This window comes from Shewanella sp. Iso12 (assembly GCF_012030025.1).
GTDB classification, from domain to species: domain Bacteria; phylum Pseudomonadota; class Gammaproteobacteria; order Enterobacterales; family Shewanellaceae; genus Shewanella; species Shewanella algae.
In genome coordinates, this window is record NZ_JAAUHW010000001.1 from 626,512 (window position 1) to 651,870 (window position 25,359).

A 25,359-nucleotide genomic window follows, 5' to 3' on the forward strand; every position below is an offset into this window, starting at 1 on the left:
CAACAGACCATCAAGGACGCCGGAAAACCCAAGGTACCCCGGCCTGAAACCAAGTACGTCAGCCACAGGAGCCTGGGCAGCGGTGCGCTGGTTGCCACCCTCACTTTGTTATTATCCCTATCCGCCTGCCAACCACAGCCATCTGAGCACAGTGAAACCAAGCCCCCAGTGGTCAACAGTGCCAATCTTGTGTTAAAGCCAGGATACACCAAGCTGCAGCAATTCAGTGGTAGCATACGAGCCGGCAATACCACAGGCATAGGTTTCGAACTCGCAGGCAAGTTGCAAAAACTCCTGGTAGATACAGGTGACAGAGTTAAACCCGGACAATTGTTGGCACAGTTGGATACCAGCTTGCTGGAAGCCGAGCAGACCGAATTACAGGCGGCACTGGATCAGAATCAGGCCGATATCTCGCTGGCCAGGGCAACGTTGAAACGCTCACTGGAGCTCAGTGCCAAACAATATCTTTCCGAGCAGCAACTCGACGAGCTCAAAGGCAAGCTGGCCAGCCTGGAAGCCGGGCACGCCAGGCTGGAAGCCTCACTGAAGGCCAATGAGCTCAAGCGGCAGAAATCGCTTCTCATCGCCCCCTTTGCCGGTGTGATAGCCGCAAGAGAGCATAATCTCGGCGAAGTAATCGCCCTGGGCAGCCCGGTCTTTACCCTGGTGCAGAGCGACAATCTGCAGGCACTGATAGGTGTGCCGCTGAATATTGCCGAGCAGTTGCAACCGGGAGCCATTCTCAGTCTCAGAGTTGCCGAACACTACTATCAAGCCCAACTGCAAGGGATCAGCGGCCAAATCAATCCGGTCACCCGCACAGTGCAGCTCAGGTTCAGCATCACCCCCACATCGGAAACGACACCTATCAATGGCGAACTGGCTTATTTGCAGTACCGCCGTGAAGTTCCCCGTGAAGGCTACTGGGTTCCGGTATCGGCGCTCACCGACGGTATTCGCGGTCTGTGGAATCTGTACGTGCTCAAGCAAGATGTCGAAGGGTTTAAACTGCAGCGCCGCGATGTGGAAATTCTCTATACCGAAGGCGACAACGCCTTTATTACCGGTGCCATCAGCCCGGGAGAGCAGTTTGTCACCACAGGCCTGCATAAACTGGTTGCCGGGCAAAGGGTCTCACCGGGAGCGGCATTGACCGCAAGAGGTGGACAATGAACGCTGTTATCAAGGCTTTTGTCGAGAATGGCCGCCTCGCCAGCCTGTTGATAGCCCTGTTGTTGGTTGCCGGACTCGGCGCCATTTCCAGCCTGCCACGCACCGAAGACCCCCATATCACCAACCGCTTTGCCTCTGTGATCACCAGCTATCCGGGCGCTTCCGCCGAACGGGTCGAGGCACTGGTGACTGAAGTACTGGAAAATGAGCTTAGGCGACTTGAGGAACTCAAGCTTATCCAGTCTACCTCAAGACCCGGGGTCTCGGTGATTCAACTCGAGCTCAAAGATAACGTCATAGAAACCGAGCCGGTCTGGTCGAGAGCCAGAGATCTGCTGGCCGATAGCAGCGGCCGCCTGCCACAGAGTGTCAATCCGCCGGTACTGGACGATCAGCTGGGTTACGCCTACACCGCCATCATAGGCCTGGGATGGCACGGCGGCGGTGAAGCGCGCCCCGACATTCTCAGCCGTTACGCCAAAGAGTTGCAAAGCAAACTGCGGCTCTTGAACGGCACAGACTTTGTCAAACTCTATGGCGCGCCAACGGAGGAAATTCTGGTAACGCTGGATGGCGAGCGTATCAATCGTCTCGGACTGACACCGGGAGCCGTTGCCGGAATTCTCAATCAGGCCGATACCAAGGTGTCGGCCGGTGAAATCAACAACCAAAGCTTCCGGGCATTGGTGGAAGTTTCCGGTGAACTGGACTCGCTGGAGCGTATCCGCCAGGTGCCGCTGAAGACCGACAGTTTCGGGCAACTGATCCGCCTTGGCGATATCGCCGTTATCAGCCGCCAGCCCAAGGATCCGCCGGATAATCTGGCGCTGCAGGACGGTGAGCCCGGCATCATGGTGGCCGCCCGCATGCTCAACAACACTCGGGTGGATATCTGGAGTGAACAAGTCCGCCAGGTTGCTGCCGAGCTGGAACAGGGCTTCCCCGCCAATATCCGCATGCAATGGCTGTTTGAGCAAGAGGGATATACCAATGAGCGTCTGCAGGAGTTGCTCGTCAACCTGCTGCAGGGGTTTGTGCTCATTCTCCTGGTGCTACTGGTGACTGTTGGCATGCGCAATGCGCTTATCGTCGCCTTGTCGCTGCCACTGACGGCGCTGTTTACCCTGGCCTGCATGAAGTTTACCGGCCTGCCCATTCATCAGATGTCGGTCACCGGCCTGGTGGTGGCCCTGGGGATCATGGTGGATAACGCCATTGTGATTGTCGATGCCATTGCCCAGCGTCGCCGCGAAGGAATGAGCAAGCTGCAGGCGGTCAATGCCACCATCAGGCACCTGTGGCTGCCGCTCGCCGGCTCCACCATCACCACCATGCTGGCATTCGCGCCGATAGTGCTGATGCCGGGCGCCGCCGGCGAGTTTGTCGGTGGCATTGCCATTTCGGTGATCTTTGCCCTGCTCGGCTCCTACCTCATCTCCCACACCCTGATAGCCGGTCTCGCCGGACGCTTTAGCCGCGCCAGGGACAACAACCGCTGGTACCACCACGGAGTGAATCTGCCAAGGCTTGCCAGAGCCTATCGCCAGACTCTGCAACTGGCGCTTGATTACCCGAAAACTGCCGCGCTGCTGATTGGTATCTTGCCGCTGACAGGCTTTGTGGCCTCCGGGCAGATGACAGAGCAGTTTTTCCCGCCATCGGACAGAAACATGTTCCAGCTGGAGCTCTACCTCTCGCCCCATGCCAGCCTGGCGAGAACGGAGCAGAGGGTCAAACAGCTCGATAGTGAGCTGCGCAGTACTGACGGCATAGAAAGCGTCAATTGGGTCATAGGCGGGAACGTGCCCTCCTTCTACTACAACCTGACTCAAAAGCAGCAAGGTGCCAGCCAATACGCCCAGGCAATGGTAAGGACCCGCGACTTTCGCACCGCCAACCGCTTAATCCCCGAGTTGCAGCAGCGGCTGGATAAGGACTATCCGGATGCGCAGATCCTGGTGCGTAAACTGGAGCAGGGCCCTCCCTTCAACGCCCCTGTGGAGTTGAGGCTTTATGGCCCCAACCTCGATAGGTTGGCCGAGCTTGGGGATGAGGTGCGGCGAATGTTGGCCGAAACCCGGGATGTGATCCATACCCGGGCAACCCTGAGCCCGGGGGCGCCCAAGGTGTGGCTGCAGCTCGATGAAGATGCCAGCTTGATGGCCGGCCTGAGTCTGGGAGAAATCGCCTCGCAGATTCAGATGTCCACCACAGGCATCACAGGCGGCAGCCTGCTGGAGCAAACCGAATCGCTGCCGGTGAGAGTCAAGCTGGGTGCCGGTGTCGGCGAGCAGCAATCCAGGCTGTCACAGATAAGTCTGCTGTCGCCCAATGGTGAGTCGATTCCACTTTCGGCCGTGAGTCAAAGCCATGTCAATGCCAGTCGCGGCGCCATTCCTCACTATAATGGCCAGCGGGTCAATATTCTCGAAGCCTATATCGCCTCTGGCGTGCTGCCGCAAAAAGTGCTGGAGCGAGTCAAACCCAAACTGGCCGAGCTTAAACTGCCCGCCTCCTACCGAATAGAGATAGGCGGTGAGAGTGCCAAGCGTGATGAAGCCGTGGGTAATCTGCTCTCCAATATCGTCTTGGTGATCGCCGCATTGCTGACAGTGCTGGTACTCTCTTTCAACTCCTTCAGGCTGACGGGAATCATTCTGCTCAGCGCCCTGCAATCGGCGGGGCTTGGGCTGCTGGCGGTCTGGGCTCTGGGTTATCCCTTTGGCTTTACCGTGATAATAGGTCTGCTGGGCTTGATGGGCCTGGCTATCAATGCCGCCATAGTGATCCTGGCAGAACTCGAGTCCGAGCCTATGGCACGCGCCGGCGACACCGAAGTCATTCTCGCCGGGGTGATGAGTTGCAGTCGTCATATAGGTTCAACCACCATCACTACAGTAGGCGGCTTTCTGCCACTTATTCTGGGTGGCGGCGGTTTTTGGCCCCCCTTTGCCATAGCCATTGCCGGAGGCACGGCACTGACCACCCTTTTGTCTCTGGTTTGGGTACCTGTGGTCTACTCTCTATGGCTGAAACCTCGGCCCGAATGCTCCCGCGATTTGGCGATGGCGAACCAATATTGATCAAAAAAGGCACACCCTAACGGGTGTGCCTGAAGATCCAACGAGGATCAAGGGAGCGGCGTTAAAACGCCTGACGGAAGCCGGCCCAGTAGGTTCGACCCCGGATATCGTACAGGTTGGAGTTATAGCTGCCGTCGTAGGCCAGCACTAGGTCCTCATCGGTGAGGTTGGTTACCCCCAGCGACAAGCTGTTGTTCCAGGGCAAGGTATAGGTGTAACTGAGGTTGTGATACCAGATACTGTCGAGTTCATAGAGCTTGCCGTCATCAATAGTTTGCCCCGTCGCCGGATCCCAACTGTCATCAAGAACATCCCAGCTGGTTTGGCTGCCGATAAAATTACTGAAATAGCTGACGGCATGGTCGCCATAGTTCCAGTCCAGCGTCAGATTCAATCTGTCCTCCGGGGTGCCCTCTCGCCCGGCGACATCATCCCCCAGCACCTGTTCTCCGGCGCTGGCATAGGTATAGGTATACTTGAAGTAGTGTGACCAGCCGAGGCCCAACTTCCAGTCACCAAACTCTGTTTCCAGAGTGCCACTGAAGCTAAGATCCAGCCCCTCACGCTCACTGCGGCCGAGATTGAGTTTCTGACTCTGCACATAATCGATACGGCCATTACCCAAGCGGGAAATCGCAGTGCCAGGATAGATATCGCTGACATCGGGTCTGGGCTGCCCCTGGGCATCTGCCGCCTGCCAGAGTCTTGCCTGGGTGCGGACGATTTCACTGGCTGACAACTCTTCGATCATATTGGTGATCTCCAGCGACCAATAATCTACCGAGACATTGAAATTGTCATTGATATCCCATACCAGCCCCAGATTGTAGGATTCAGACTCTTCGGCTTCGAGTTCCAGATTGCCGCCTGTCAAGGTCGGTGCATTGTCGGTGCGGCTGCAAGAGTCGATATCTTCCTGATTATCGTAACAACTCAGGTAGTTGGTAATATCGCCATAGCTTTCGCTGGTGCCCTGATAGAGATCCGACAGAGTCGGCGCTCTGAATCCTGTGCCCCAGGATGCCCTCAACATCAAGGACTCCAACGGCCGATAACGCAGCGACAACTGGGGGTTGAAGGTGCCGCCGAAATCCGAGTAATCATCGTAGCGCCCGGCCAGATTCAACTCCAGCGAGTCAAACAGTGGCAACATAAGCTCGAAGTAGGTAGCCCAAACTTCACGCTCACCCTCGCCGCCACTGCCACCGTTGCCGCCGGTTATCATGCCGGCCTCGGCCAAGGCATCCACCTTGGAATCCAGTGATTCTTCACGATAGGAAGCGCCGATATACAAGGCACTGAAGCCACCTGGCAGCTCGAACAAATCCATGGAAGCGCCGCCATTGATATCCAGATAGGTAGCCGTCATGCGCTTATCATAGTTGGCGGTAGCGCCCCCGGGCATAGAGGAATTCGGGTCTCTGGGGTCCCAGCCGACAAAGCTGTTGCTGTTTGTGTCCCAATGGCCGATAAGATCTGAGCTGGCGCCCTTGAGTTGATAGCCAGTCCCCCAAGTGAAGTTGCTGTATTTATTGTAGTTGAATGCAAGATCCCAACTGATAAAGTCGGCAGTGCCGTTGAGCGCCAGCAGATAGTCAAAGATGTTGTCATGATGCTCGGCGACCCTGTCACCCGCGGTATCGAAGCGAAAGTTCATTCCGGCAGAAGGGTCGGCCATCAGCTCAACCAACTCGAGCCCCTCGGCCGTGGTATAGACGGGTAAACCATTGGGAATGCTGATCCAGGCCGGGACCGGCGCCGAAATATCCCGGGTTTCATTGGCGGCCCAATAGGCTCTGGCCGTCAGTTGCAGTGAATCACTCAGCTCATAGGTATAGTGCAACAGGGTATTGTTGCGGCTCTGATCCACTGTAGTGGCTGCGGCCTTGGTATAGTCATAGGCACACAGAGTATCGCCGGGATAATCGCTGTCGTTCAGCACACCGACAAACTTGTCACCATAAACATCGGCGCAGTCTCTGTCACTGTTGGCAAAGGGAGCCGAATAAACCCAGTTTCCTGCCGCCCCTTGGGTCAGCACCCTGCCGGTGGGCGAAATATTGACCCAATCCTGATAGTCGGATGCATCGCCACCCGGTACCACAAAGGGTTGGGTAAACCAGCGCTGCGACTGCATGATGGGTTTCTGCTCATAGTGTTCAAAGGTGAACACCAGGTGGCCCTTATCGGAATTGAGTCCACCGGTGAACGACAGATTGGAGGACTCACCGCCTTCATTGCTGGGCCTGTCCATACGACCGTCCAGCTGGATACCCTCGAAGTCCTTCTTGAGAATAATATTGACCACACCGGCAATGGCGTCTGTACCGTAAATCGCCGAGGCGCCGTCTGTCAGTATCTCAATCCGCTCGACCGCCGCCATCGGAATAGTATTGATGTTGGCCGCGCCTCCATCCAGCACGGGGGACTTGGCCATACGTTTGCCATCCAGCAGCGTCAACGTATTGAAGGCCGAAGCCCCTTTGAGTTGTACCGTAGCCTGGGAACCCCAACCATTGTTGGAACCACCGCCCCAGGAACCGAAGGCGTTGAGGTTGGAGGAACGCAAGGCATCGCCGACCGTGGCAAACCCGGACTTGGCCAGCTCATCGGCGGTAATAGTGGTGATCGGGGTCGCGCCTTCCATATCGACACGCTTAATCCTCGACCCTGTGACTTCAATCCGTTCCACCTGTTCCGCCGCGCTCTGTTCGGCCCAAGCCGATGCCGAAGCCCCCAACAGGCAGGAAATGGCGATAGCCAATGGCTGCATTCTCATACTCGTTCTCCCTTCCTCTAATATTAATCAATCAGTTAGCTCTATTTATCCTTCTACTCCCTGGCTTGCCCCACTTTTGTTTTAACCTGTAGCGGTAACAAAACCGCAACTTTTATATCACATACTTTATTTTGTATACAATATAAAGAACTAAAAACTTGCCCAAACTGTACTGCTGTAATCAAGCTTCCTCTAAAATAAAGGGGCGAGCCCATAGTTAGATTCAGGTCAAAACTTGTTTAACGTGAATGAGATAAAGTTCAACAAACCGGTCATACAGGAATAACGATAATGAATTACCGCAACTGGCCTATCGCCAAACAGATCGGCACACTGGCTTTTGTGCTGACGATTTTGGTGTTTGGCATCCTGAGTAGCATCTCCTACCTGACAGCCTCATCGACCTTGAAAGAGAAAGCGATAACCGCCATGGAGCAACAGATCCATGGGGTCGATGATCTGCTGGCATTGCAATACGAGAGCCTGTTGTCCCTGGCCCGTCGCAATGCCGATGTATTCAGGGCCATGTATCCAGGCCAATTCCATAAACCGGAAAACAAAACTGTCAGAGTCCTGGGGATAGATACCCCGGCATTGATGCATGAAAAGGAGCAGCTCAACTCCTCCCGCAGTAAAGTCGACAGATATGCCAACCTCACAGGCGGGAATGCCACCGTGTTCGTTCGTGACGGCGATGACTTTCTACGTATTGCCACCTCACTGAAAAAGGCCGATGGCAGCCGCGCTCTGGGGACTTATTTGGGAACAAAACACCCGGGCTATCAAAAACTTATTCAGGGTCAGGTCTATGAGGGCTATGCCAAGTTGTTCGGCCGCGACTATATGACGGTTTACCGTCCAGTCAAGGATGCTCAAGGGTCAGTGATAGGTATTCTCTATATAGGCTTCGACATCAGTGACTCTCTGGTGCAGTTGCAGCAGTCGGTCAAACAGCTGCGCCTGGAAGAAAGCGGCAACTACCTGCTGCTGCGCCGCGCCGACAAGGTGGTGGTGGCTCATCCCAGCCTGGCTCAGGGACAAACCGTGACAGAGGCAGAGCTCGATGGCTTGCCACTCGATGAGCTGATGAACAGTGAAGGGGTCAAGGGCTATCACAACAGCAAAGGCGTGGAGATGATTGCCTACAGCGCTACCATTCCCGGCTGGAACTGGGAGCTTATTGGTCAGGTCAAAGCCGCCGAGTTGAATGAGGAAAGCCAGACTCTTTTACTGATCAACGCCCTGGTTGCCGTGATTGGTATTCTGGTGATCACCGCCCTGCTCTCTGTCGTGCTGGTACGCACTGTCAGACCACTGCAAACCTTGCAGCGCCACATGGAAAACCTGGGCAAAGGCGACTTCAGCAATGATCTGCCCAAGCTAGACAGCCGCAGCGAAAACGAAGTGGTACGGATAAGCAACAGCGTCACCGAAATGACCCAGGGACTGAAACAGCTGATCCAGGCATTGCAGGGCTCAGTACAAACTCTGGAATACCAGGCCGAACAGGCCCAGGAAGTTGCCCGTCTCAACGGCGATGAAGCCCAGGCGCTAATGGCTCAAACCGATCAGATAGCGACTGCCATTGAGGAGATGTCCACTTCGATACGCGATGTGGCCAACCACGCCGGTGAAAGCGCCAACCAGAGCCAGCAGGTAGATGAAGCCTCCCGCGCCGGACACCAGCAACTGACCCAGGTGGTGCAAGGGCTGGAAACCCTCAGCAGACAGTTAAGCGAGAGCCATACCGCCGTCGAAGGGGTAGCCAAAGAGAGTGAAGCCATCAACACCATCACTGAAGTTATCAATGGCATCGCCGAGCAAACCAACCTGCTGGCACTGAACGCCGCCATCGAAGCCGCCCGCGCCGGCGAACAAGGGCGCGGTTTTGCCGTGGTGGCCGATGAAGTGCGCACTCTGGCAAGCCGCACTCAGGCATCGATTTCGGAAATCGGCCAGACCATCACCTCGCTGCAGGCCAAGGTCAAGGACACGGCTACACGCATGGATCAGAGTCATCAGTTGGGTAATCGCTCCGCCGAGCAGGGAGAGGAAGCCAACAATCAGTTGACCGCCATTGCCCAGCGGATTGCCGATCTGGCGGTATCTGTCAGCAGTATTGCCAGTGCCACAGAGCAGCAAAGCGCGGTGGCCGATGAAGTCACCCGTAATCTGCACCAGATAACAGATCTGGCCCGCGAAGGCGATATCCGCGCCACAGAAACCGTCAACTCCGCCAGAGAGTTGACCGAGCTGGCCGCCGCCTTGAAGAAACAGATAAGTATTTTCAGAGTGTAACAAGTAAAAAGGCGCCCAAGTGGCGCCTTTTCATATCCTGCGGCAACGCTTAACGCTGATCCAATTGCGGTAAAGGCACCGCCTTCATCAGCACTTCGGTGGTAAATTTGTCATTGTTGATCACAGGGTATCTGTCATAGGTCTGGAATATCACTCGCCCCTGATACTGGATCATGGCCACCACACCATAGTTGACATTGGACTCAACGGTTTCCGCCGGCAAAATGAATTTGAACGGCACCGGCGCCCTGGCAATATCAAAGCTCTTTTGCGCCACGATTACCCCTGGGGTATCCAAATCTATGATGGCAATTGTGATACTTGAGCCTTGAGGCAAGGCCACTCTTTCCAGGTAGCCCGCCGCCCCGTTGACGATAACCGGTGCCTTGGGGTCAACCGTAACACAGGCACCGAGAAAGACTATCCCGGCGGCAACGACCAGCCCTTTTACATATTTAATCATCTTTCATTCCCTTATTTGGCAGTCATACGTATCAGGCCTTCCTGAGTGGCCGAAGCCACTAGTTCTCCCTGTTGGTTGAAGAACTGCCCTCTCACATAACCCCGGCCACCACTGGCATTGGGGCTCTCTATGGCATACAGCAACCACTCGCCCATATTGACCGGACGATGGAACCAGAGTGAATGATCTATGGTGGCCATCCGCATCCCTGGGGTCAGAAATGACACCCCATGAGGCTGAGCTGCCGTCACCAAAAAGTTGAAATCCGAAGCGTACGCCAGCAGGTAATCGTGCATTTCATGCTCAGGCGGCAAGGCGCCATTGGCCCGCAGCCAAACATGGCGTACAGGTTCAGTCGCCGCAGGTGCCACAGGGTTGAGCGGATTGACCAGGCGCATCTCGATGGGGGCATCGGCCATAAACTTCTCCAGCATTCTGGCGGGCACCTTGTCCCTCATGGTCATCGCCAATTCCTGCTGATTGAGTATCCCTTCAGGGCCGGGAACCTCCGGCATTTCTGCCTGGTGGCTGAAACCCTCCTCCGGCTCCTGGAAGGAACAGGTCATGTAGAAAATCGGCCGCCCTTTCTGAATCGCCTTCACCTGACGGGCACTGAAACTGCCGCCATCACGCATGTTTTCGACTTCGTAGACTATCGGCAACTTTTCATCGCCTGCCCGTAAAAAATAGGAATGCAGTGAATGCACCTGGCGCTCTTGCGGCACAGTGCGACGGGCAGCGCTGAGGGCTTGGCCCATGACCTGACCGCCAAACACATGACCAAAACCCAGATCCTGGCTCTGGCCCCGATAAAGTCCAATTTCTATCTGTTCAAGCGCGAGCAGTGACAAGAGATCATCTAAAACCTGGCTCATAAAATTCTGTTAACTGGCTGACATATACCGCAAAGATTAACCCAGAACCGCCCTTCGTGACCAGAAGCCTTTATTCTATCTCTATATCATGCTCGGCAGCGGCCTGCCTGGCCCATTTGACGATTTGTGCCTCTCCGCTGTCGCTGAATCCCAGCGGAGTGGCCACACTCAGCTCCGGCCATGCTCTGGCCAAAAGCTCAGGCGTACAGGCGCCGGCATGGAAATAACCCGGCTCGGTTTCAGCCATTCTCACTCGGCTGATACTGCCGGCCGCCGCCAAAAGATGCTGGCCATTAGGCGCCTGCTCACTGAGCAGAAACAACCCGGCAGCCAAAGGTGCATTCACCCCAAACAGGGGTTGCACCGGCAGTGCCAGATGTTTTTCCGTCATGGGTGTAGTGACCATGGGGCAGAGGCTGTTCACGCGGATATTGTGAATACTGCCTTCACGACTGAGACTATTGGTTAATCCAAGCAAAGCCATCTTGGCACTGGCCCAGGCACTTTCGAATAGATCGCCGAAAACACCGCTGACACCGCCGAGCAGCAGGATCCGGCCATACTCCTGTGCCTTCATTCGCGACCAGAGGCCGTGACAAAGGAAGAAACTGCCATCGAGATCCACCTGCAACTGCCGTCGCCACTGTTTGGCAGTCAACTTTTCAAATGAGCAGGGATGGTGGATCCCGGCGCAGGCCACCAGCAGCTCTATCGTGCCAAAGTGGTCGCAGGCTTCCTGCAACACCTTGGCTACCCGCTGTTCGTCGGCAACATCACATTGCCAGGCTTTGGCATCGGCCCCCAAAGCAGAAAGCGCATTCAAGGTATCTTTACAGCTGTCGATATCCAGCAGCGCCAGGCTGGCGCCCCTTTGTGCCAATCCTATGGCAAAAGCCCGCCCCAAGCCCGAGGCGGCACCGCTGATAAGGGCTGTCCTGCCCCCAAACCCCATCATATTAACCTCTGCATTAGCATTAAGCCCATGAAATACCGGGTATTCTTTAACAATAAGAACACATAAAACCCTAGGGTAATTTGATTATGGCTGCATTTTTTTAATCCGCACGGGTACAAATGTGCGCTGACTCAAACTCTGTTAAATGCATTTATCCGATTGTGCTAACTTTCAAGTGGAAAATTGGTATCCTTAGCTTGTTTTTCCGTCTTTAACTCTGAAGAAAGGACAAGATGAACCCCTGGATTTTAGCCTCACGGCCGCGCACCTTGCCTGCGGCGATAGGACCCTTGCTGATAGGCAACATACTGGCTCTGCAACTGGAGAGCTTCAGTTGGGCCATTGCAGTGGCGTCCATGGTCTGTGCCCTGTTGCTGCAGATTGCAGTTAATCTGGCCAATGACTATTTTGATTTTAAAAACGGTATAGATACCGAGGAGCGACTGGGGCCGATAAGGGTCACCCAGAGTGGCTTGCTCGATCCGCAGAAAGTACGCAACGCGATGATTTTTTGCCTCTTGCTGGCATTGGTAGTGGGGTCTTTCCTCATTTGGCACGGAGGCTGGCCGATTGCCATTCTGGCGGCGGCTTCCATTATGGGCGCCCTGGGTTACAGCGGCGGCCCATACCCGCTGGCCTCACACGGCCTTGGCGAAGTGGCGGCCTTTATCTTTTTTGGCTTGGTAGCCGTTGTCGGCAGCTACTATCTGCAGGCCGGTGATACCAGCACCGCAGCCTGGATTTTGGGTAGCGCCGTGGGCCTGCTCAATGCCGCCATCTGCCTGGTTAACAACACCCGCGATATCTATACCGACGAGAAAGCCGGCAAGCGCACTTTGGCGGTACGCATAGGTGAGGCCCAGTCCAAGGTGCTGTATCAGGCGTTGGTTTACTTACCCTTCGGCCTGATTATCGCAGGCTTTCTGCTGGGCTTACTGCCTGGGCTGCCTGTGCTGCTGACCGGCCTCGCGCTGCTGATGGCCCGCAGGCTGTCCAGCGATTTCACGCAAGTATCGGGCGCGGCGCTGAATCCCCTGCTGGGACGCACAGCCAAACTGACCATGATGTTCAGTGCCCTGTTCAGCTTAGGCTTGGTATTTACCATTTAACCCAGGGAAGCAATAACAAAGGGATAGCAATAGCAAAGGCTTCCACTGCCATGCAGTTGGAAGCCTTTTGGTTGTTCGGCGATTATGTTCTGCCGACCCGGTTTTCCCTCAATCCAGCTTAATCAGCGGCCGCTTGGGGTCACTCCAATCCAGGTGATAACGCTCGTTGGCAGCTTGGTCTATGCGCTCAAAACTATGCGCTCCGAAAAAGTCCCGTTGTCCCTGCAACAGATTGGCCGGCAGCGTCTCACTGCGATAACTGTCGTAGTAAGAAAGCGCCGATGAGATGCAGGGCACAGGCACACCTGCAAGCACCGCCTTGGCAACCGTTTGCCGCCATGCCTGCTGGCGCGCCGAAAGCGTTGAAGCAAAGCCATCGGCCAACAGCAAATTGGCTAATTCCGGCTCGCTGTCGTAGGCTGCGGCTATGGATTGCAGGAATCTGGCGCGAATAATACAGCCGGCGCGCCAAATCCTGGCGATGGCGGCAAAATCCAGCCGCCATCCCTGCTCCTGAGCCTGCATCGCCATCAACTGGAACCCCTGGGCATAACAGCTCACCTTGGCGCAATAGAGTGCACTCTCCAGGCCATCAATAAAGCTTTGTTGCTCGTCCGAGGCCGCCGATTGAGTGTCTCGCGCTTCGGGAGCAGCCAACTTGCTGGCCAAACTCTGGCGCAGAACCTTTTGAGTACTGATGGCGCGGGCATAAACCGCTTCTGCGATAGTGGGCGCCGGGCAACCTATCTGCAGGCTGCTGACTGCCGTCCACAGGCCAGTGCCCTTCTGCCCCGCCTTATCGAGGATCATCTCAACCAGAGGCTTGTCGCTCAATGGGTCCTGTTGCCGCAAGACCTCGGCGCTGATTTCCATCAGATAACTGGAGAGCACACCTGTATTCCAGCGCTCGAACACCTGGGCAATGGCGTAGGCATCAAGGCCCAGCACTTGGCTTAGCAAATGATAAGCCTCGCAAATCAACTGCATGTCGGCATATTCAATGCCGTTGTGCACCATCTTCACATAGTGACCGCTACCGGCCGGGCCTATGTAAGCCGTGCAGGGCTCCCCTTGGGTAACCGGGTTGCCGGGCTCAAATCGTTCCAGCGGCAATCCGGTGTCACCATCCACCTTGGCAGCTATCGCCCGCCAAATGGGAGCAACCCGCTCCCAGGCCTCGATATCACCGCTTGGCATCAGCGAGGGCCCGAATCTGGCCCCCACCTCACCGCCGGATACGGCTGAGCTGAAGAAGATAAACTGATCGCGATAGCGCTGCTCCCGCGCTATGGTGTCTGTCCACAGGCTATTGCCCGTGTCTATGACTATATCCTCGCGCTCAATCCCGGCATCGAGCAGGGATTGGCATACGGCATCGACTGCCGTACCGGCCGGAATGGACAACAGCAGGATGCGCGGTGTTGCTAAATTTGCCATCAAATCAGTAAGATTATTACAGCCAAACAGCAATTGTTCCCTCTCGGTCACTTCCACCTTGGCCTGGTTTTCGGCAGCTGTCACTTTGCGACTGTCCAGATCGAACGCCGCGACCCGATAGCCGTTATCTATGATATTGAGAGCGAGATTCTTGCCCATAACACCCAGGCCTATGACCCCGATGTCAGAAAGATGCTTGTGGGTTTGCATTGTTGTTAATTCCACGGGTAGCAGATGAGCCGGCCATTTTGTGAGCAAACAGCCGGCCTTGAGTGGATTAATTATACTGATTAACGAAAGTTAATTACCAGTCACCCTTGGCGATAACCTTGTTTGAAAAACACGATTAACAGGCAAACCTCCGGGTTCAGCTGGCCAGTTTCAGCCCCAAGACACCAATAAAAATCAACAGTAAACTGCCGATTTTCATCAGGCTGGCGCTCTCGCCGAACAGCCAGATACCCACCAATGCCGTGCCCATGGCACCTATGCCAACCCAAACACCGTAAGCCGTGCCTATTGGCAATGACTTGGTCGCCAGCCCAAGCAAACCGACACTGATGGCCATGGCGCCCAAGGTCAACAGACTCGGAGTTAACTTGGTAAAGCCCTGGGTATATTTAAGGCCTATGGCCCAACCGATTTCGAACAAACCAGCGAGGATTAAGAGTATCCAGTTCATGGACCCTTCCCTTTTTAAAAAGGGGTCGTCCCCGGTAATAGATAAGGCGCTTGCAGGGTCGTCCCTGCGGCCGGAATGATAAGGCTACATAGTGAGCTTAAGTTGCAAGCCTGAATGTAAAGCTTGAATGTAACTACTTTGCCCCTAACGGAGCAGCGGCATCTTAGCAAAGGCCGACTCAAAGGGCAAAGTGTAAGAGGCGCGCCTTTGCAACATGAAAAACAGCTAAAAAAACGCCTGCCGACGGCAGGCGCAAAAGGAGAAAGTCAACCTCAGGCGTGCTCTTTCACCAGAGAATCGGCATAGCCCATGCGGGTCAGCGCGGTGCGTACCAGATCCAGAGTAGCGGGATCCTCTATGGTTGCCGGCGCCTTGAACTCCTGGTTGTCGGCAATTTTACGCATGGTGCCACGCAGTATCTTGCCGGAGCGGGTCTTGGGCAACTTGGGCACGGCGCTCACCAAACGGAATGCCGCCACCGGGCCTATTTCCTGGCGCACCAGAGCCACCAGCTCCTTGTGTAGCTGCTCTTCGCTCAGGGTATTACCCATCTTGAGCACCACCAACCCCAGCGGCACCTGGCCCTTGAGCTTATCTTCCACACCGATAACCGCTGCTTCAGCCACTGCCGGATGCTGACAAAGCACCTCTTCAAAACGTCCGGTCGATAATCTGTGACCGGCCACATTAATGATGTCATCGATGCGACTCATGATGTAAAGATAGCCCTCTTCATCCATATAGCCGGCATCTCCGGTGAGATAATAGCCGGGATACATGGCCAGATAGCTGTCATGGTAGCGCTTATCGTTTTGCCACAGCGTGGTCAGGGTTCCAGGCGGCAGAGGCAATTTGATCACCACATTGCCCGACTGCCCGGGAGCCACCTGCTCACCCATTTCGTCCAATACTTCCACCTGATAACCGGGCACGGCTCTGGCCGGTGACCCGGCTTTGACCTGAATAGGGGCAACCCCCATCAGGTTGGCGGCAATCGCCCATCCTGTTTCGGTTTGCCACCAGTGATCTATTACTGGCTTGGCCAACTTCTCGGCCGCCCAGTTGAGGGTATCCGGATCACAACGTTCGCCGGCCAGAAACACATTTTTCAGGCAAGAGAGATCGCTTTGAGCTACATAGCTTGCCTCCGGGTCCTCACGTTTGATGGCACGAATCGCAGTCGGTGCGGTGAAGAAACTCTTGACCTTGTACTTGGATATGGTGCGCCAGAAAGTGCCGGGATCCGGGGTGCCCACAGGTTTGCCTTCAAACAGCAAGGTGGTGGCGCCTACCAGCAGCGGTGCGTAGACAATATAGGAGTGACCCACTACCCACCCCACATCCGAGGCTGCCCAGAAGACATCGCCTGCGTCTATGTCGTAAATAGCCTTCATCGACCAGGCCAGAGCCACGGCGTGGCCGCCATTGTCGCGCACCACACCTTTTGGCTGCCCTGTGGTGCCGGAGGTGTAGAGAATATACAGGGGATGAGTGGCTTCGACCGCCACACAATCGGCCGGGCTCGCCTGACAGATGGCATTCTGCCAGTCATGATCCCGCCCGGGTTGTAACTCGGCCTGATACTGACTGCGGCCGAGAATAAGGCAATTTTCCACCTTGTGCTCGGACAGTTCCAGCGCCTTGTCCAGCAATGGCTTATAAGGCACAACGCCTGAGGGTTCTATACCGCAGGAGGCAGACAACACCAGTCTGGGTTTGGCATCGTTGATCCGGGTTGCCAACTCATTGGCGGCAAAGCCGCCGAACACCACTGAATGTATCGCGCCTATTCGGGCACAGGCCAGCATGGCAAACACGGTTTCCGGCACCATGGGCATATAGATAACGACTCTATCGCCCTTATTGATACCGACAGATTGCATCCAGCCCGCCAGGCGGCTCACCTGCTGCTGCAATTCGTTATAGCTGATGCCATACTCGGTATCTGTTACCGGGCTGACATATTGAATGGCGATCTGTTCGCCACGCCCTGCGGCCACATGCCTATCCACCGCGTTGTAGCAGGTGTTGAGCATGCCACCGCGAAACCAGCGGTAAAATGGCGCCTCACTCTCATCCAGCACCTGCTCCCAGGGCTGTTGCCAATCTATGGCACGGGCACACTCGCCCCAAAACTGTGTCTTGTCCTCGAGTGACGCCTTATGCAGGGCTAAACCCGGATCTATCATTATCTGTCCTCCCAAAGGACGCCGTTCTGCGACGGCACTGCGTTCCCTTCCTTCCTGGGACAATTAATAGTCTTTTTTGGCCCTGTCCCCAATTAGACGTTAGCCTAAAACCCTGCTCTAACTGCGCCTTTTGGCCTCAGGGCATTTTGCTGTTTATCCGCTCCGGCCTTCAAAACGATTGGAATGCAAACATAGGCATAGCGAAGGGCAGCATGCATTGCTATCTGCTGCTGTGAGATAAATGAACAGCCAACTGAAACGAGTGTTTCAATACGGGCAAAGGCCGATGGCAGCAGGGATTGACACCTCACAGTTCGCAAAATGCCACAACAAACTTTACCTTTACGTAAACTTCATATATCTTGCCAAACAAGTTCCATTTTATGGTGTTATCGATGAGCGCAAACCACAATCCACAAACCACTTACTCCATCAGTGATCTGTCAAAGGAATTTGATATCACCACCCGCAGCATCCGCTTCTATGAAGATCAAGGGTTGCTCAAACCCAGGCGTCGTGGTCAGACCCGTATCTACAGTCTCAAGGACAGAGTCAGACTGAAACTGATCCTGCGCGGCAAGCGTCTGGGCTTTTCCCTGGCGGAAACCCGCCGACTGTTTGAACTCTACGATGCCGACAAGAGCAGCCATGCACAGCTCAATACCATGTTGGCCCTGATCGAAGAGAAAAAAACCTCACTGCAACAGCAGATGGACGATATCAAGGTGGTGTTGATGGAACTCAATTCTGCCGAACTTCAGTGCCGTCAGGCGCTGGATGACATGGAGCAGGAAAAAGCCTGAGCCATTGACCAAACACCATAATAATAAAATAAAAATATTAACTTACAGGACATCAAGCCAATGAACTCTCTCTACTCAAGCCTCAACTTTGGACTCGGTGAAGAAATCGATATGCTGCGGGATGCAGTCAACGGTTTCGCCGCCAATGAAATCGCCCCCATTGCCGCCAAGGTGGATCAGGACAACGCCTTCCCCAACGAGCTTTGGCCTCAGTTCGGCGACATGGGGCTGCTTGGGATAACAGTCCCAGAAGAGTTCGGCGGTGCCAACATGGGTTATCTGGCGCACGTCGTCGCCATGGAAGAGATCTCCCGTGCTTCGGCGTCTATAGGTTTATCCTACGGCGCCCACTCCAACCTGTGCGTTAACCAGATCAACCGCAACGGCAATCAGGCCCAGAAGGAAAAATACCTGCCCAAGCTGGTCAGCGGCGAGCATATAGGCGCACTGGCGATGAGTGAACCCAACGCAGGTTCGGACGTGGTTTCCATGAAGCTGCATGCCCGCAAGGAAGGCGACCGTTACATTCTCAACGGCAACAAGATGTGGATCACCAATGGCCCGGATGCCCACACCTATGTGATTTACGCCAAAACCGACTTGGACAAGGGCCCGCACGGGATTACTGCCTTTATCGTCGAGCGCGGCTTCAAAGGCTTCTCCCAGGCACAGAAGCTCGACAAGCTGGGAATGCGCGGCTCCAACACCTGTGAACTGGTATTCGAAGACTGCGAAGTCCCGGAAGAAAATATTCTCGGCGGCCTCAACCAGGGTGTAAAGGTACTGATGAGCGGCCTCGACTACGAGCGGGTGGTGCTCAGCGGCGGCCCCCTTGGGATAATGACCGCCTGCATGGACATAGTGATGCCCTATATGCACGAGCGGGTGCAGTTCGGCAAATCCATCGGCGAATTCCAACTGGTGCAGGGCAAACTGGCCGACATGTATACAGGCATGAATGCCGCCAAATCCTATATCTATAACGTCGCCAAGTCCTGCGATCGCGGCGAAACCACACGTAAAGATGCCGCCGGTGCCATTCTCTACAGCGCCGAGCTCGCCACCAAGATGGCACTGGACGCCATTCAGTTGCTGGGCGGCAACGGCTATATCAATGAATACGCCACCGGTCGCCTGCTGCGCGATGCCAAGCTCTATGAAATCGGCGCCGGTACTTCGGAAATCCGCCGCATGCTCATCGGCCGCGAGCTGTTCAACGAAACCAAGTAATGGCGAATGCCGGGGCCGTTCAAGCAAGCGGCCCTTCACGCTCCCCCATTCAGTCGAAAAGGATGACAAGCCGTGCCTCAAATCAGCAGTAGAATCAACGCCCGCAGCGATGAATTCAGGGAAAAACAAGCCGCCATGTCCCACCTGGTGGCCGATGTCCAACAAAAGCTCAACAAGATAGTCGAAGGCGGTGGCCCTGTGGCCATGGAGCGCCATCTGTCTCGCGGTAAACTGGCGCCGCGCACCCGGGTAGAGAAACTTCTGGATCCCGGCTCGCCATTTCTGGAACTGAGCCAGTTTGCCGCCTTCGAAGTCTATGACGAAGAAGTGCCCGCCGCCGGCATCATAGCCGGGATCGGCCGGGTCAGCGGAGTCGAGTGCATGATTATCGCCAACGACGCCACGGTCAAAGGCGGCACTTACTACCCGCTGACGGTGAAAAAACACCTGCGGGCTCAGGAGATAGCCGAGCGCTGTCACCTGCCCTGCATCTATCTGGTGGACTCGGGCGGTGCCAACCTGCCGCGCCAGGATGAAGTGTTTCCGGACAGGGATCACTTCGGCCGTATCTTCTTCAATCAGGCCCGCATGTCCTCCAAAGGGATCCCGCAAATCGCCGTGGTCATGGGCCTGTGTACCGCAGGTGGCGCCTATGTGCCGGCGATGGCGGATGAATCGATTATTGTCCGTGAACAGGGCACCATCTTTTTGGCCGGCCCACCGCTGGTGAAAGCCGCCACAGGTGAAGAGGTCAGTGCCGAAGAACTCGGCGGCGCCGAGGTACACACCAAGATAAGCGGTGTGGCCGATCATCTGGCGCAAAACGACGACCACGCGCTGGAGTTGGCCCGCAATGCCGTCTCCCGCCTCAATCACCAAAAGCAGATTGCCCAGACTCTGAGCCAGGTAAAGCCACCCAAGTACGATATTCATGAGCTCTATGGCATAGTCGGCACCGACTTGAAAAAGCCCTTCGATGTCAAAGAAGTGATTGCCCGCATCGTCGATGACTCGGACTTCGACGAGTTCAAGGCCGGTTACGGTGCCACTCTGGTGTGCGGTTTTGCCCGTATTCATGGCTACCCGGTAGGCATAGTGGCCAACAACGGCATTCTGTTTTCCGAGTCGGCGCAAAAAGGCGCGCACTTCATCGAGCTTTGCTGCCAGCGCAAGATCCCGCTGCTGTTTTTGCAAAACATCACCGGCTTTATGGTCGGCAAGAAATATGAGCATGAAGGCATAGCCAAACACGGCGCCAAGATGGTGACCGCTGTATCCTGCGCCACTGTGCCCAAGTTTACCGTGATCATCGGCGGTTCCTACGGCGCCGGTAACTACGGCATGTGCGGTCGCGCCTTTGAACCCACCATGATGTGGATGTGGCCCAACGCCCGCATCTCAGTCATGGGGGGCGAACAAGCCGCCGGAGTGCTGGCCACAGTGCGTAAAGACGGCCTGGCCCGCAAGGGGCAGACCATGAGCGCCGAGGAAGAAGCCGCCTTCAAGGCTCCGGTGATAGCCCAATACGATAAAGAGGGGCACCCCTACCATGCCAGCGCCCGTTTGTGGGACGACGGCATTATCGACCCGGCCCAGACCCGGGATGTGGTCGGCCTGGCATTGTCGGCGGCGCTGAATGCGCCCATTGAGGACACACGTTTCGGCGTGTTCCGCATGTAATGGAGGCCGGAATGGATTATCAATATCTGACCTTAACCACCGACTCCCGCGGCGTTTCATCCCTGGTGATGAATCGCCCTCAGCTGGCCAACGCCTTCGATGAGGTGATGATTGCCGAGCTCATTCATGCGCTGGAGTCCCTGGCCCGGGATCCCGCCTGCCGGGTGCTGCTGCTGAAAGCCAACGGCAAACATTTCAGCGCCGGCGCCGACCTGAACTGGATGCGCAAACAGGCGGCGATGGACTTTGACGACAACCTCAAAGACGCCGCCGAGTTGGCCCGGTTGATGGCCACTCTGGATCAATTCCCCAAACCGTCATTGGCACTGGTGCAAGGCGCGGCCTTTGGCGGGGCGCTAGGGCTGGTGTGTTGCTGCGATATAGCCATTGCGACCCCCAAGGCCAGCTTTTGCCTGTCCGAGGTGAAGCTTGGCCTGATCCCGGCGGTTATCAGCCCCTATGTGCGCCGCGCCATGGGCGAGCGTCAGGCGAGACGCTATATGTTGACCGCAGAGCGTTTCGATGCCGAAGCCGCCATGACTTTGCAACTGGTGCATCAGGTAGCAGACGATCTTGATGCCGCCGCCGCGCCCCTTATCGAGTCGCTGCTGGGCAACAGTCCGCAGGCGCTCAACTGGTGCAAACAGCTGATAAGCGATATCCGCCACGGACTGATAGATGAACAGACGCTGGCGCTCACCGGCGAGGCCATCGCCCGGATCCGGGTGTCTGCTGAAGGCCAGGAAGGGCTGAACGCCTTTTTCGAAAAACGCCCGCCGAACTGGCAAGGCACAAGTAACAATACGGGCAGCAACTCCAGTTGCAATCCAGGCAATAGCTCGAACCCGCCAGAGCGCCGTGACTAAGGAAGGATGTAAGATGTTCAACAAGATTCTGATTGCCAACCGCGGCGAAATTGCCTGTCGCATCATACGTACCGCCAGGTCATTGGGTGTGCGCACTGTCGCACTGTTCTCGGATGCCGATCGCCATGCCGCCCACGTGGCCATGGCCGATGAAGCCTTTTATCTGGGGGGCTCGGCGCCAGCCGACTCCTACCTCAAGGGCGATGCCATTATCGATATCGCCAAGGCCTGTGGCGCCGAGGCGATCCACCCGGGTTATGGTTTTCTGTCGGAAAACGCCGGTTTTGCCGCTGCCTGCGAACGGGCCAATATTGCCTTTATCGGTCCCAAGGCCGATTCCATAGAAGCCATGGGCAGCAAGAGCGCGGCCAAACTCATCATGGGCCGCGCCGGAGTGCCGCTGGTGCCCGGCTATCACGGTGATGACCAGAGCGATGAGCTGCTGCTCAGTGAAGCCGAAAAAATCGGTTTCCCGCTGCTGATCAAGGCCGCCTTCGGTGGTGGTGGCAAGGGAATGCGGATTGTCCGCAGCCTGACGGAAGTCAAGTCGGCCATCGACTCGGCCCGCCGTGAAGCCGCCTCCAGTTTTGGCAATGACAAGCTGTTGATGGAGCGTTACCTGGAGCAGCCGCGCCATGTGGAAGTGCAGATATTTGCCGACACCCAGGGCAATGCCATCTATCTGTCAGACAGGGACTGCTCGATTCAGCGCCGCCACCAGAAAGTGGTGGAAGAAGCGCCGGCTCCCGGCCTCAGCGACGCCCTGCGTCGCCGCATGGGTGAAGCCGCCGTGGCGGCCGCCCGCGCAATCGACTATGTGGGTGCAGGCACGGTCGAGTTTTTGCTGGACACCCATGCCACAGAGGAAGACGGCAGCTTCTTCTTTATGGAGATGAATACCCGTTTGCAGGTAGAGCATCCTGTTACCGAGCTGGTGACAGAGACAGATCTGGTGCACTGGCAACTGCTGGTCGCCGCCGGAGAGCCTCTGCCCCTGACTCAGGAGCAAGTTGCCATTAATGGCCATGCCTTTGAAGTGCGAATTTATGCCGAAGATCCGGATAACGACTTCCTGCCTGCCAGCGGCAAGCTCAACTTCCTGCGCGAGCCCAAACCATCGCGCCATGTGCGTATCGACTCAGGGGTCCGTGAAGGCGATGAAATCTCCAACTTCTACGATCCCATGATAGCCAAGCTGATTGTTTGGGATGAGTCACGCCCAAGAGCGCTGCAGCGCCTGCAAAGGGCTCTGGATGACTTCCAGCTCACCGGCCTGAAACACAATATCGGTTTCCTAGGTAAAATCGCCGCTCACCCGGCCTTTGCCGGCGCCGACTTCAGCACAGATTTTATTGAGCGCTATCAAGCACAGCTGCTGCCTCAAGCGAAAGACAGCGCCCCGCCCTTGCCGCTGCTGGCCAAAGCCGCACTGTATGAAATGCTGTGGCGCAAACGCGACTCCCAGGCCAAACAGGCAAACAGTCAGGACCCTTCCTCGCCCTGGGGCAGCGCCAGTGGCTTTAGACTCAACAGCGCCAAGCGCCACGATATTGCCCTGATGGACGATGAACACCATATTCATCACCTGCAGCTGACTGAGCTGGCCAAGGCCGATAGCTGGCAACTGACACTGGATGGTCAAACTCTGGTTATCGAAGGCGAGTTGAGCACAGATGAGGCCGGTGGAGACACGCTTCGCTGTGTGGTCGATGGGCATATCAGCAGCCAGCGAATCAGCCGCCAGGGCATGGACTTTACCCTGCTTGGCCGCTCCGGCGAGCTTAGCGCCTGCCATTTCCGCGCCATTCAGAATGAGCTGGAAGAGGAACAGGCCAACCACGCCGATCTGCTCAAGGCGCCGATGAACGGCACCATAGTCACCCATCTGGTGGCTGTGGGCGACAGCGTTAAGGCCGGCCAAGGGCTGATGGTGATGGAAGCGATGAAGATGGAATACACCATAGCCGCGCCTTTCGATGGCACTGTGAGTGAGTTTTTCTTCCAGCCCGGCGAACTGGTCAGCGATGGCGCCCAGTTGCTGGAGCTCAGCGAACAACTCAAGGAGGCTTAAAAATGCTGCCTCCCAAGGTAAGCCTGTTTGAAGTGGGCCCAAGAGACGGCCTGCAAAATGAAACCTCGGTCAGCACTCAGGCCAAGATAGCCCTGATTGAAGCCTTGGCCGATGCCGGGGTGAAGCGCATCGAAGCCGCCAGCTTTGTGTCACCCAAGTGGGTGCCGCAAATGGCAGACTCGGGCGAGGTGCTACGCGGCATTTCACGCCGCGCCGGCGTCTGCTACAGCGCCCTGACTCCCAATCTCAAGGGCCTGGAGTTGGCGCTGGATGCCGGTGCCGATGAAGTGGCGGTATTTGCCGCCGCCTCCGAAGGCTTCAGCCAGAAGAACATCAACTGCTCCATCGAAGAGTCCATCGCCCGCTTCGAGCCCCTGCTGAGCCGGGCCAAGGAGCAAGGCATTCGGGTTCGTGGCTATGTTTCCTGCGTACTGGGTTGCCCCTATGATGGTGAAATCGCCCCGACAGAAGTGGCTCGGGTCGCCGACATTCTGCATCAATTGGGCTGCTATGAAATATCTCTCGGCGACACCATAGGCGTAGGTACACCGCTCAAGGCCCGCAAAATGGTGGAAACCGTGGCCGAGCGCGTACCGGTAGAGCGCTTGGCGCTACACTTCCATGATACCTACGGTCAGGCGCTGGCCAACATTCTCGCCTGCCTGGAAACCGGCGTCAGTGTAATAGATACCTCGGTCGCCGGACTCGGTGGCTGCCCCTATGCCAAAGGCGCATCCGGTAATCTGGCCAGTGAAGATCTTGTCTACATGCTGCATGGTATGGGTATAGACACAGGCATAGATCTCAACAAACTGGCCCAGGCCGGACGGCAGATAAGCCAGCAGCTTGGCCGGAAAACCAGTTCAAAAGTGGCCAGAGCCCTGGGAGCTTAAGGCTTCCAGGTGGCACAACAGATAAGCAGTATTACGACAGATAATAAACAGCAAGGACATCACTATGGCAGGACTCAATAAAGTCGTCGGCAGCTACGACGAAGCGCTCGCAGGTCTCACCAATGATATGACAGTCATGGTGGGCGGTTTTGGCCTTTGCGGCATTCCCGAAGGCCTTATCAATCAGATGGTCAAGCTGGGCGTCAGCGGCCTGACCGCCATCTCCAACAACGCCGGGGTGGACGACTTCGGACTGGGGCTGCTGCTGCAACATAAGCAGATAAGCACAATGATCGCCTCCTATGTGGGTGAAAACGCCACCTTTGAGCGGCAGATGCTCAGCGGCGAGCTCAATGTAATCCTTACTCCGCAAGGCACACTGGCGGAGAAGATCCGCGCCGGCGGCGCCGGGATCCCCGCCTTCTTTACCGCCACTGGCTACGGCACCCCGGTGGCCGATGGCAAAGAGACCCGCGAAATCAATGGCCGCCACTATGTGCTGGAAGAGGCACTGACCGCCGACTTCGCGCTGATCCGCGCCTGGAAGGCCGATACCATGGGTAACCTGGTATTTCGCAAGACAGCCGCCAACTTCAACCCCATGATGGCCACCGCCGGCAAGATAACAGTGGTGGAAGTGGAAGAGATAGTCGAGCCGGGTGAGCTGGACCCGGATCATATCCACACCCCGGGCATCTATGTGGATCGCGTCATCAAGGGTGTGTTCGAAAAGCGTATCGAACAGCGCACAGTCAAACAGGCATAAGGGC

At 56.1% G+C, this 25,359-nt stretch carries 18 protein-coding genes; 11 read left to right on the top strand and 7 right to left on the bottom strand.

Going from position 1 to position 25,359, the window contains the following annotated elements; all coding sequences use genetic code 11:
- The first annotated feature begins 72 nt into the window (after window positions 1–72).
- Entirely contained in the window at window positions 73–1,176 is a 1,104-nt protein-coding gene (locus HCX89_RS02785; protein ID WP_123117197.1) for an efflux RND transporter periplasmic adaptor subunit, read from the top strand.
- A complete protein-coding gene (locus HCX89_RS02790) occupies window positions 1,173–4,259 on the top strand; it encodes an efflux RND transporter permease subunit (protein WP_167714987.1) in 3,087 nt (1,028 codons plus the stop codon). Before HCX89_RS02785 ends, HCX89_RS02790 begins: the two co-directional genes overlap by 4 nt.
- A gap of 61 nt (window positions 4,260–4,320) precedes the next feature.
- Here HCX89_RS02790 and HCX89_RS02795 read toward each other — a convergent pair whose 3' ends face one another.
- Window positions 4,321–7,038 carry a TonB-dependent receptor gene (locus tag HCX89_RS02795; RefSeq protein WP_167714989.1) on the bottom strand — a complete coding sequence of 906 codons (2,718 nt, stop codon included), beginning with the start codon at window positions 7,036–7,038 and terminating at the stop codon, window positions 4,321–4,323.
- Between the two features lie 291 nt (window positions 7,039–7,329).
- On the opposite strand from HCX89_RS02795, the gene HCX89_RS02800 reads away from it, so the two are divergent.
- Window positions 7,330–9,336, top strand: a complete 2,007-nt coding sequence (locus tag HCX89_RS02800) for a methyl-accepting chemotaxis protein (protein ID WP_044734039.1) — start codon at window positions 7,330–7,332, stop codon at window positions 9,334–9,336.
- A 49-nt stretch (window positions 9,337–9,385) separates the two neighbouring features.
- On the opposite strand, the gene HCX89_RS02805 is transcribed toward HCX89_RS02800, so the two are convergent.
- From HCX89_RS02805 to HCX89_RS02815, 3 genes are all read right to left on the bottom strand, one after another.
- The gene (locus HCX89_RS02805; RefSeq protein WP_025889849.1) at window positions 9,386–9,799 is read right to left on the bottom strand and encodes a YbaY family lipoprotein; all 414 of its coding nucleotides are present in this window, start codon (window positions 9,797–9,799) and stop codon (window positions 9,386–9,388) included.
- A gap of 11 nt (window positions 9,800–9,810) precedes the next feature.
- On the bottom strand, window positions 9,811–10,674 hold the full coding sequence (gene tesB, locus HCX89_RS02810) for an acyl-CoA thioesterase II (RefSeq protein WP_025889848.1): 864 nt from the start codon (window positions 10,672–10,674) through the stop codon (window positions 9,811–9,813).
- 70 nt (window positions 10,675–10,744) lie between these two features.
- On the bottom strand, window positions 10,745–11,629 hold the full coding sequence (locus HCX89_RS02815; protein WP_051472579.1) for an SDR family NAD(P)-dependent oxidoreductase: 885 nt from the start codon (window positions 11,627–11,629) through the stop codon (window positions 10,745–10,747).
- Window positions 11,630–11,862: 233 nt separating this feature from the next.
- Between HCX89_RS02815 and HCX89_RS02820 the strand changes: the two genes are divergently transcribed.
- A complete protein-coding gene (locus tag HCX89_RS02820) occupies window positions 11,863–12,738 on the top strand; it encodes a 1,4-dihydroxy-2-naphthoate polyprenyltransferase (RefSeq protein WP_025009392.1) in 876 nt (291 codons plus the stop codon).
- A 108-nt stretch (window positions 12,739–12,846) separates the two neighbouring features.
- Here HCX89_RS02820 and gndA read toward each other — a convergent pair whose 3' ends face one another.
- The 3 genes from gndA to HCX89_RS02835 all read right to left on the bottom strand — a co-directional run bounded on the left by gndA (window position 12,847) and on the right by HCX89_RS02835 (window position 17,046).
- Complete coding sequence (gene gndA, locus HCX89_RS02825) at window positions 12,847–14,385, bottom strand: NADP-dependent phosphogluconate dehydrogenase (RefSeq protein WP_167714991.1); 1,539 nt, start codon at window positions 14,383–14,385, stop codon at window positions 12,847–12,849.
- A 157-nt stretch (window positions 14,386–14,542) separates the two neighbouring features.
- A complete protein-coding gene (gene sugE, locus HCX89_RS02830) occupies window positions 14,543–14,857 on the bottom strand; it encodes a quaternary ammonium compound efflux SMR transporter SugE (protein WP_025889847.1) in 315 nt (104 codons plus the stop codon).
- A gap of 272 nt (window positions 14,858–15,129) precedes the next feature.
- Window positions 15,130–17,046 carry a propionyl-CoA synthetase gene (locus HCX89_RS02835; RefSeq protein WP_145839545.1) on the bottom strand — a complete coding sequence of 639 codons (1,917 nt, stop codon included), beginning with the start codon at window positions 17,044–17,046 and terminating at the stop codon, window positions 15,130–15,132.
- 395 nt (window positions 17,047–17,441) lie between these two features.
- On the opposite strand from HCX89_RS02835, the gene HCX89_RS02840 reads away from it, so the two are divergent.
- From HCX89_RS02840 to HCX89_RS02870, 7 genes are all read left to right on the top strand, one after another.
- The gene (locus tag HCX89_RS02840; protein ID WP_025009395.1) at window positions 17,442–17,849 is read left to right on the top strand and encodes a MerR family DNA-binding transcriptional regulator; all 408 of its coding nucleotides are present in this window, start codon (window positions 17,442–17,444) and stop codon (window positions 17,847–17,849) included.
- 60 nt (window positions 17,850–17,909) lie between these two features.
- On the top strand, window positions 17,910–19,079 hold the full coding sequence (locus tag HCX89_RS02845; RefSeq protein ID WP_025889846.1) for an isovaleryl-CoA dehydrogenase: 1,170 nt from the start codon (window positions 17,910–17,912) through the stop codon (window positions 19,077–19,079).
- Between the two features lie 72 nt (window positions 19,080–19,151).
- Entirely contained in the window at window positions 19,152–20,759 is a 1,608-nt protein-coding gene (locus HCX89_RS02850) for a carboxyl transferase domain-containing protein (protein ID WP_025009397.1), read from the top strand.
- A gap of 11 nt (window positions 20,760–20,770) precedes the next feature.
- The gene (locus HCX89_RS02855; RefSeq protein ID WP_254428340.1) at window positions 20,771–21,625 is read left to right on the top strand and encodes an enoyl-CoA hydratase-related protein; all 855 of its coding nucleotides are present in this window, start codon (window positions 20,771–20,773) and stop codon (window positions 21,623–21,625) included.
- A gap of 13 nt (window positions 21,626–21,638) precedes the next feature.
- Complete coding sequence (locus HCX89_RS02860; protein WP_167714995.1) at window positions 21,639–23,696, top strand: acetyl/propionyl/methylcrotonyl-CoA carboxylase subunit alpha; 2,058 nt, start codon at window positions 21,639–21,641, stop codon at window positions 23,694–23,696.
- A 2-nt stretch (window positions 23,697–23,698) separates the two neighbouring features.
- Window positions 23,699–24,589, top strand: a complete 891-nt coding sequence (locus HCX89_RS02865) for a hydroxymethylglutaryl-CoA lyase (protein ID WP_167714997.1) — start codon at window positions 23,699–23,701, stop codon at window positions 24,587–24,589.
- 64 nt (window positions 24,590–24,653) lie between these two features.
- Window positions 24,654–25,355, top strand: coding sequence for a CoA transferase subunit A (locus HCX89_RS02870; protein WP_028779086.1), 702 nt, complete (start codon window positions 24,654–24,656; stop codon window positions 25,353–25,355).
- The last annotated feature ends 4 nt before the right edge of the window (window positions 25,356–25,359 follow it).

What these genes read in the sequence shown, in the direction of transcription:
- HCX89_RS02790 (WP_167714987.1), top strand. Translation starts at nt 1,173, where the DNA reads ATGAACGCTGTTATCAAGGCTTTTGTCGAGAATGGCCGCCTCGCCAGC.
- HCX89_RS02795 (WP_167714989.1), bottom strand. Translation starts at nt 7,038, where the DNA reads ATGAGAATGCAGCCATTGGCTATCGCCATTTCCTGCCTGTTGGGGGCT.
- HCX89_RS02800 (WP_044734039.1), top strand. Translation starts at nt 7,330, where the DNA reads ATGAATTACCGCAACTGGCCTATCGCCAAACAGATCGGCACACTGGCT.
- HCX89_RS02805 (WP_025889849.1), bottom strand. Translation starts at nt 9,799, where the DNA reads ATGATTAAATATGTAAAAGGGCTGGTCGTTGCCGCCGGGATAGTCTTT.
- tesB (WP_025889848.1), bottom strand. Translation starts at nt 10,674, where the DNA reads ATGAGCCAGGTTTTAGATGATCTCTTGTCACTGCTCGCGCTTGAACAG.
- HCX89_RS02815 (WP_051472579.1), bottom strand. Translation starts at nt 11,629, where the DNA reads ATGATGGGGTTTGGGGGCAGGACAGCCCTTATCAGCGGTGCCGCCTCG.
- HCX89_RS02820 (WP_025009392.1), top strand. Translation starts at nt 11,863, where the DNA reads ATGAACCCCTGGATTTTAGCCTCACGGCCGCGCACCTTGCCTGCGGCG.
- gndA (WP_167714991.1), bottom strand. Translation starts at nt 14,385, where the DNA reads ATGCAAACCCACAAGCATCTTTCTGACATCGGGGTCATAGGCCTGGGT.
- sugE (WP_025889847.1), bottom strand. Translation starts at nt 14,857, where the DNA reads ATGAACTGGATACTCTTAATCCTCGCTGGTTTGTTCGAAATCGGTTGG.
- HCX89_RS02835 (WP_145839545.1), bottom strand. Translation starts at nt 17,046, where the DNA reads ATGATAGATCCGGGTTTAGCCCTGCATAAGGCGTCACTCGAGGACAAG.
- HCX89_RS02840 (WP_025009395.1), top strand. Translation starts at nt 17,442, where the DNA reads ATGAGCGCAAACCACAATCCACAAACCACTTACTCCATCAGTGATCTG.
- HCX89_RS02845 (WP_025889846.1), top strand. Translation starts at nt 17,910, where the DNA reads ATGAACTCTCTCTACTCAAGCCTCAACTTTGGACTCGGTGAAGAAATC.
- HCX89_RS02855 (WP_254428340.1), top strand. Translation starts at nt 20,771, where the DNA reads ATGGATTATCAATATCTGACCTTAACCACCGACTCCCGCGGCGTTTCA.
- HCX89_RS02860 (WP_167714995.1), top strand. Translation starts at nt 21,639, where the DNA reads ATGTTCAACAAGATTCTGATTGCCAACCGCGGCGAAATTGCCTGTCGC.
- HCX89_RS02865 (WP_167714997.1), top strand. Translation starts at nt 23,699, where the DNA reads ATGCTGCCTCCCAAGGTAAGCCTGTTTGAAGTGGGCCCAAGAGACGGC.
- HCX89_RS02870 (WP_028779086.1), top strand. Translation starts at nt 24,654, where the DNA reads ATGGCAGGACTCAATAAAGTCGTCGGCAGCTACGACGAAGCGCTCGCA.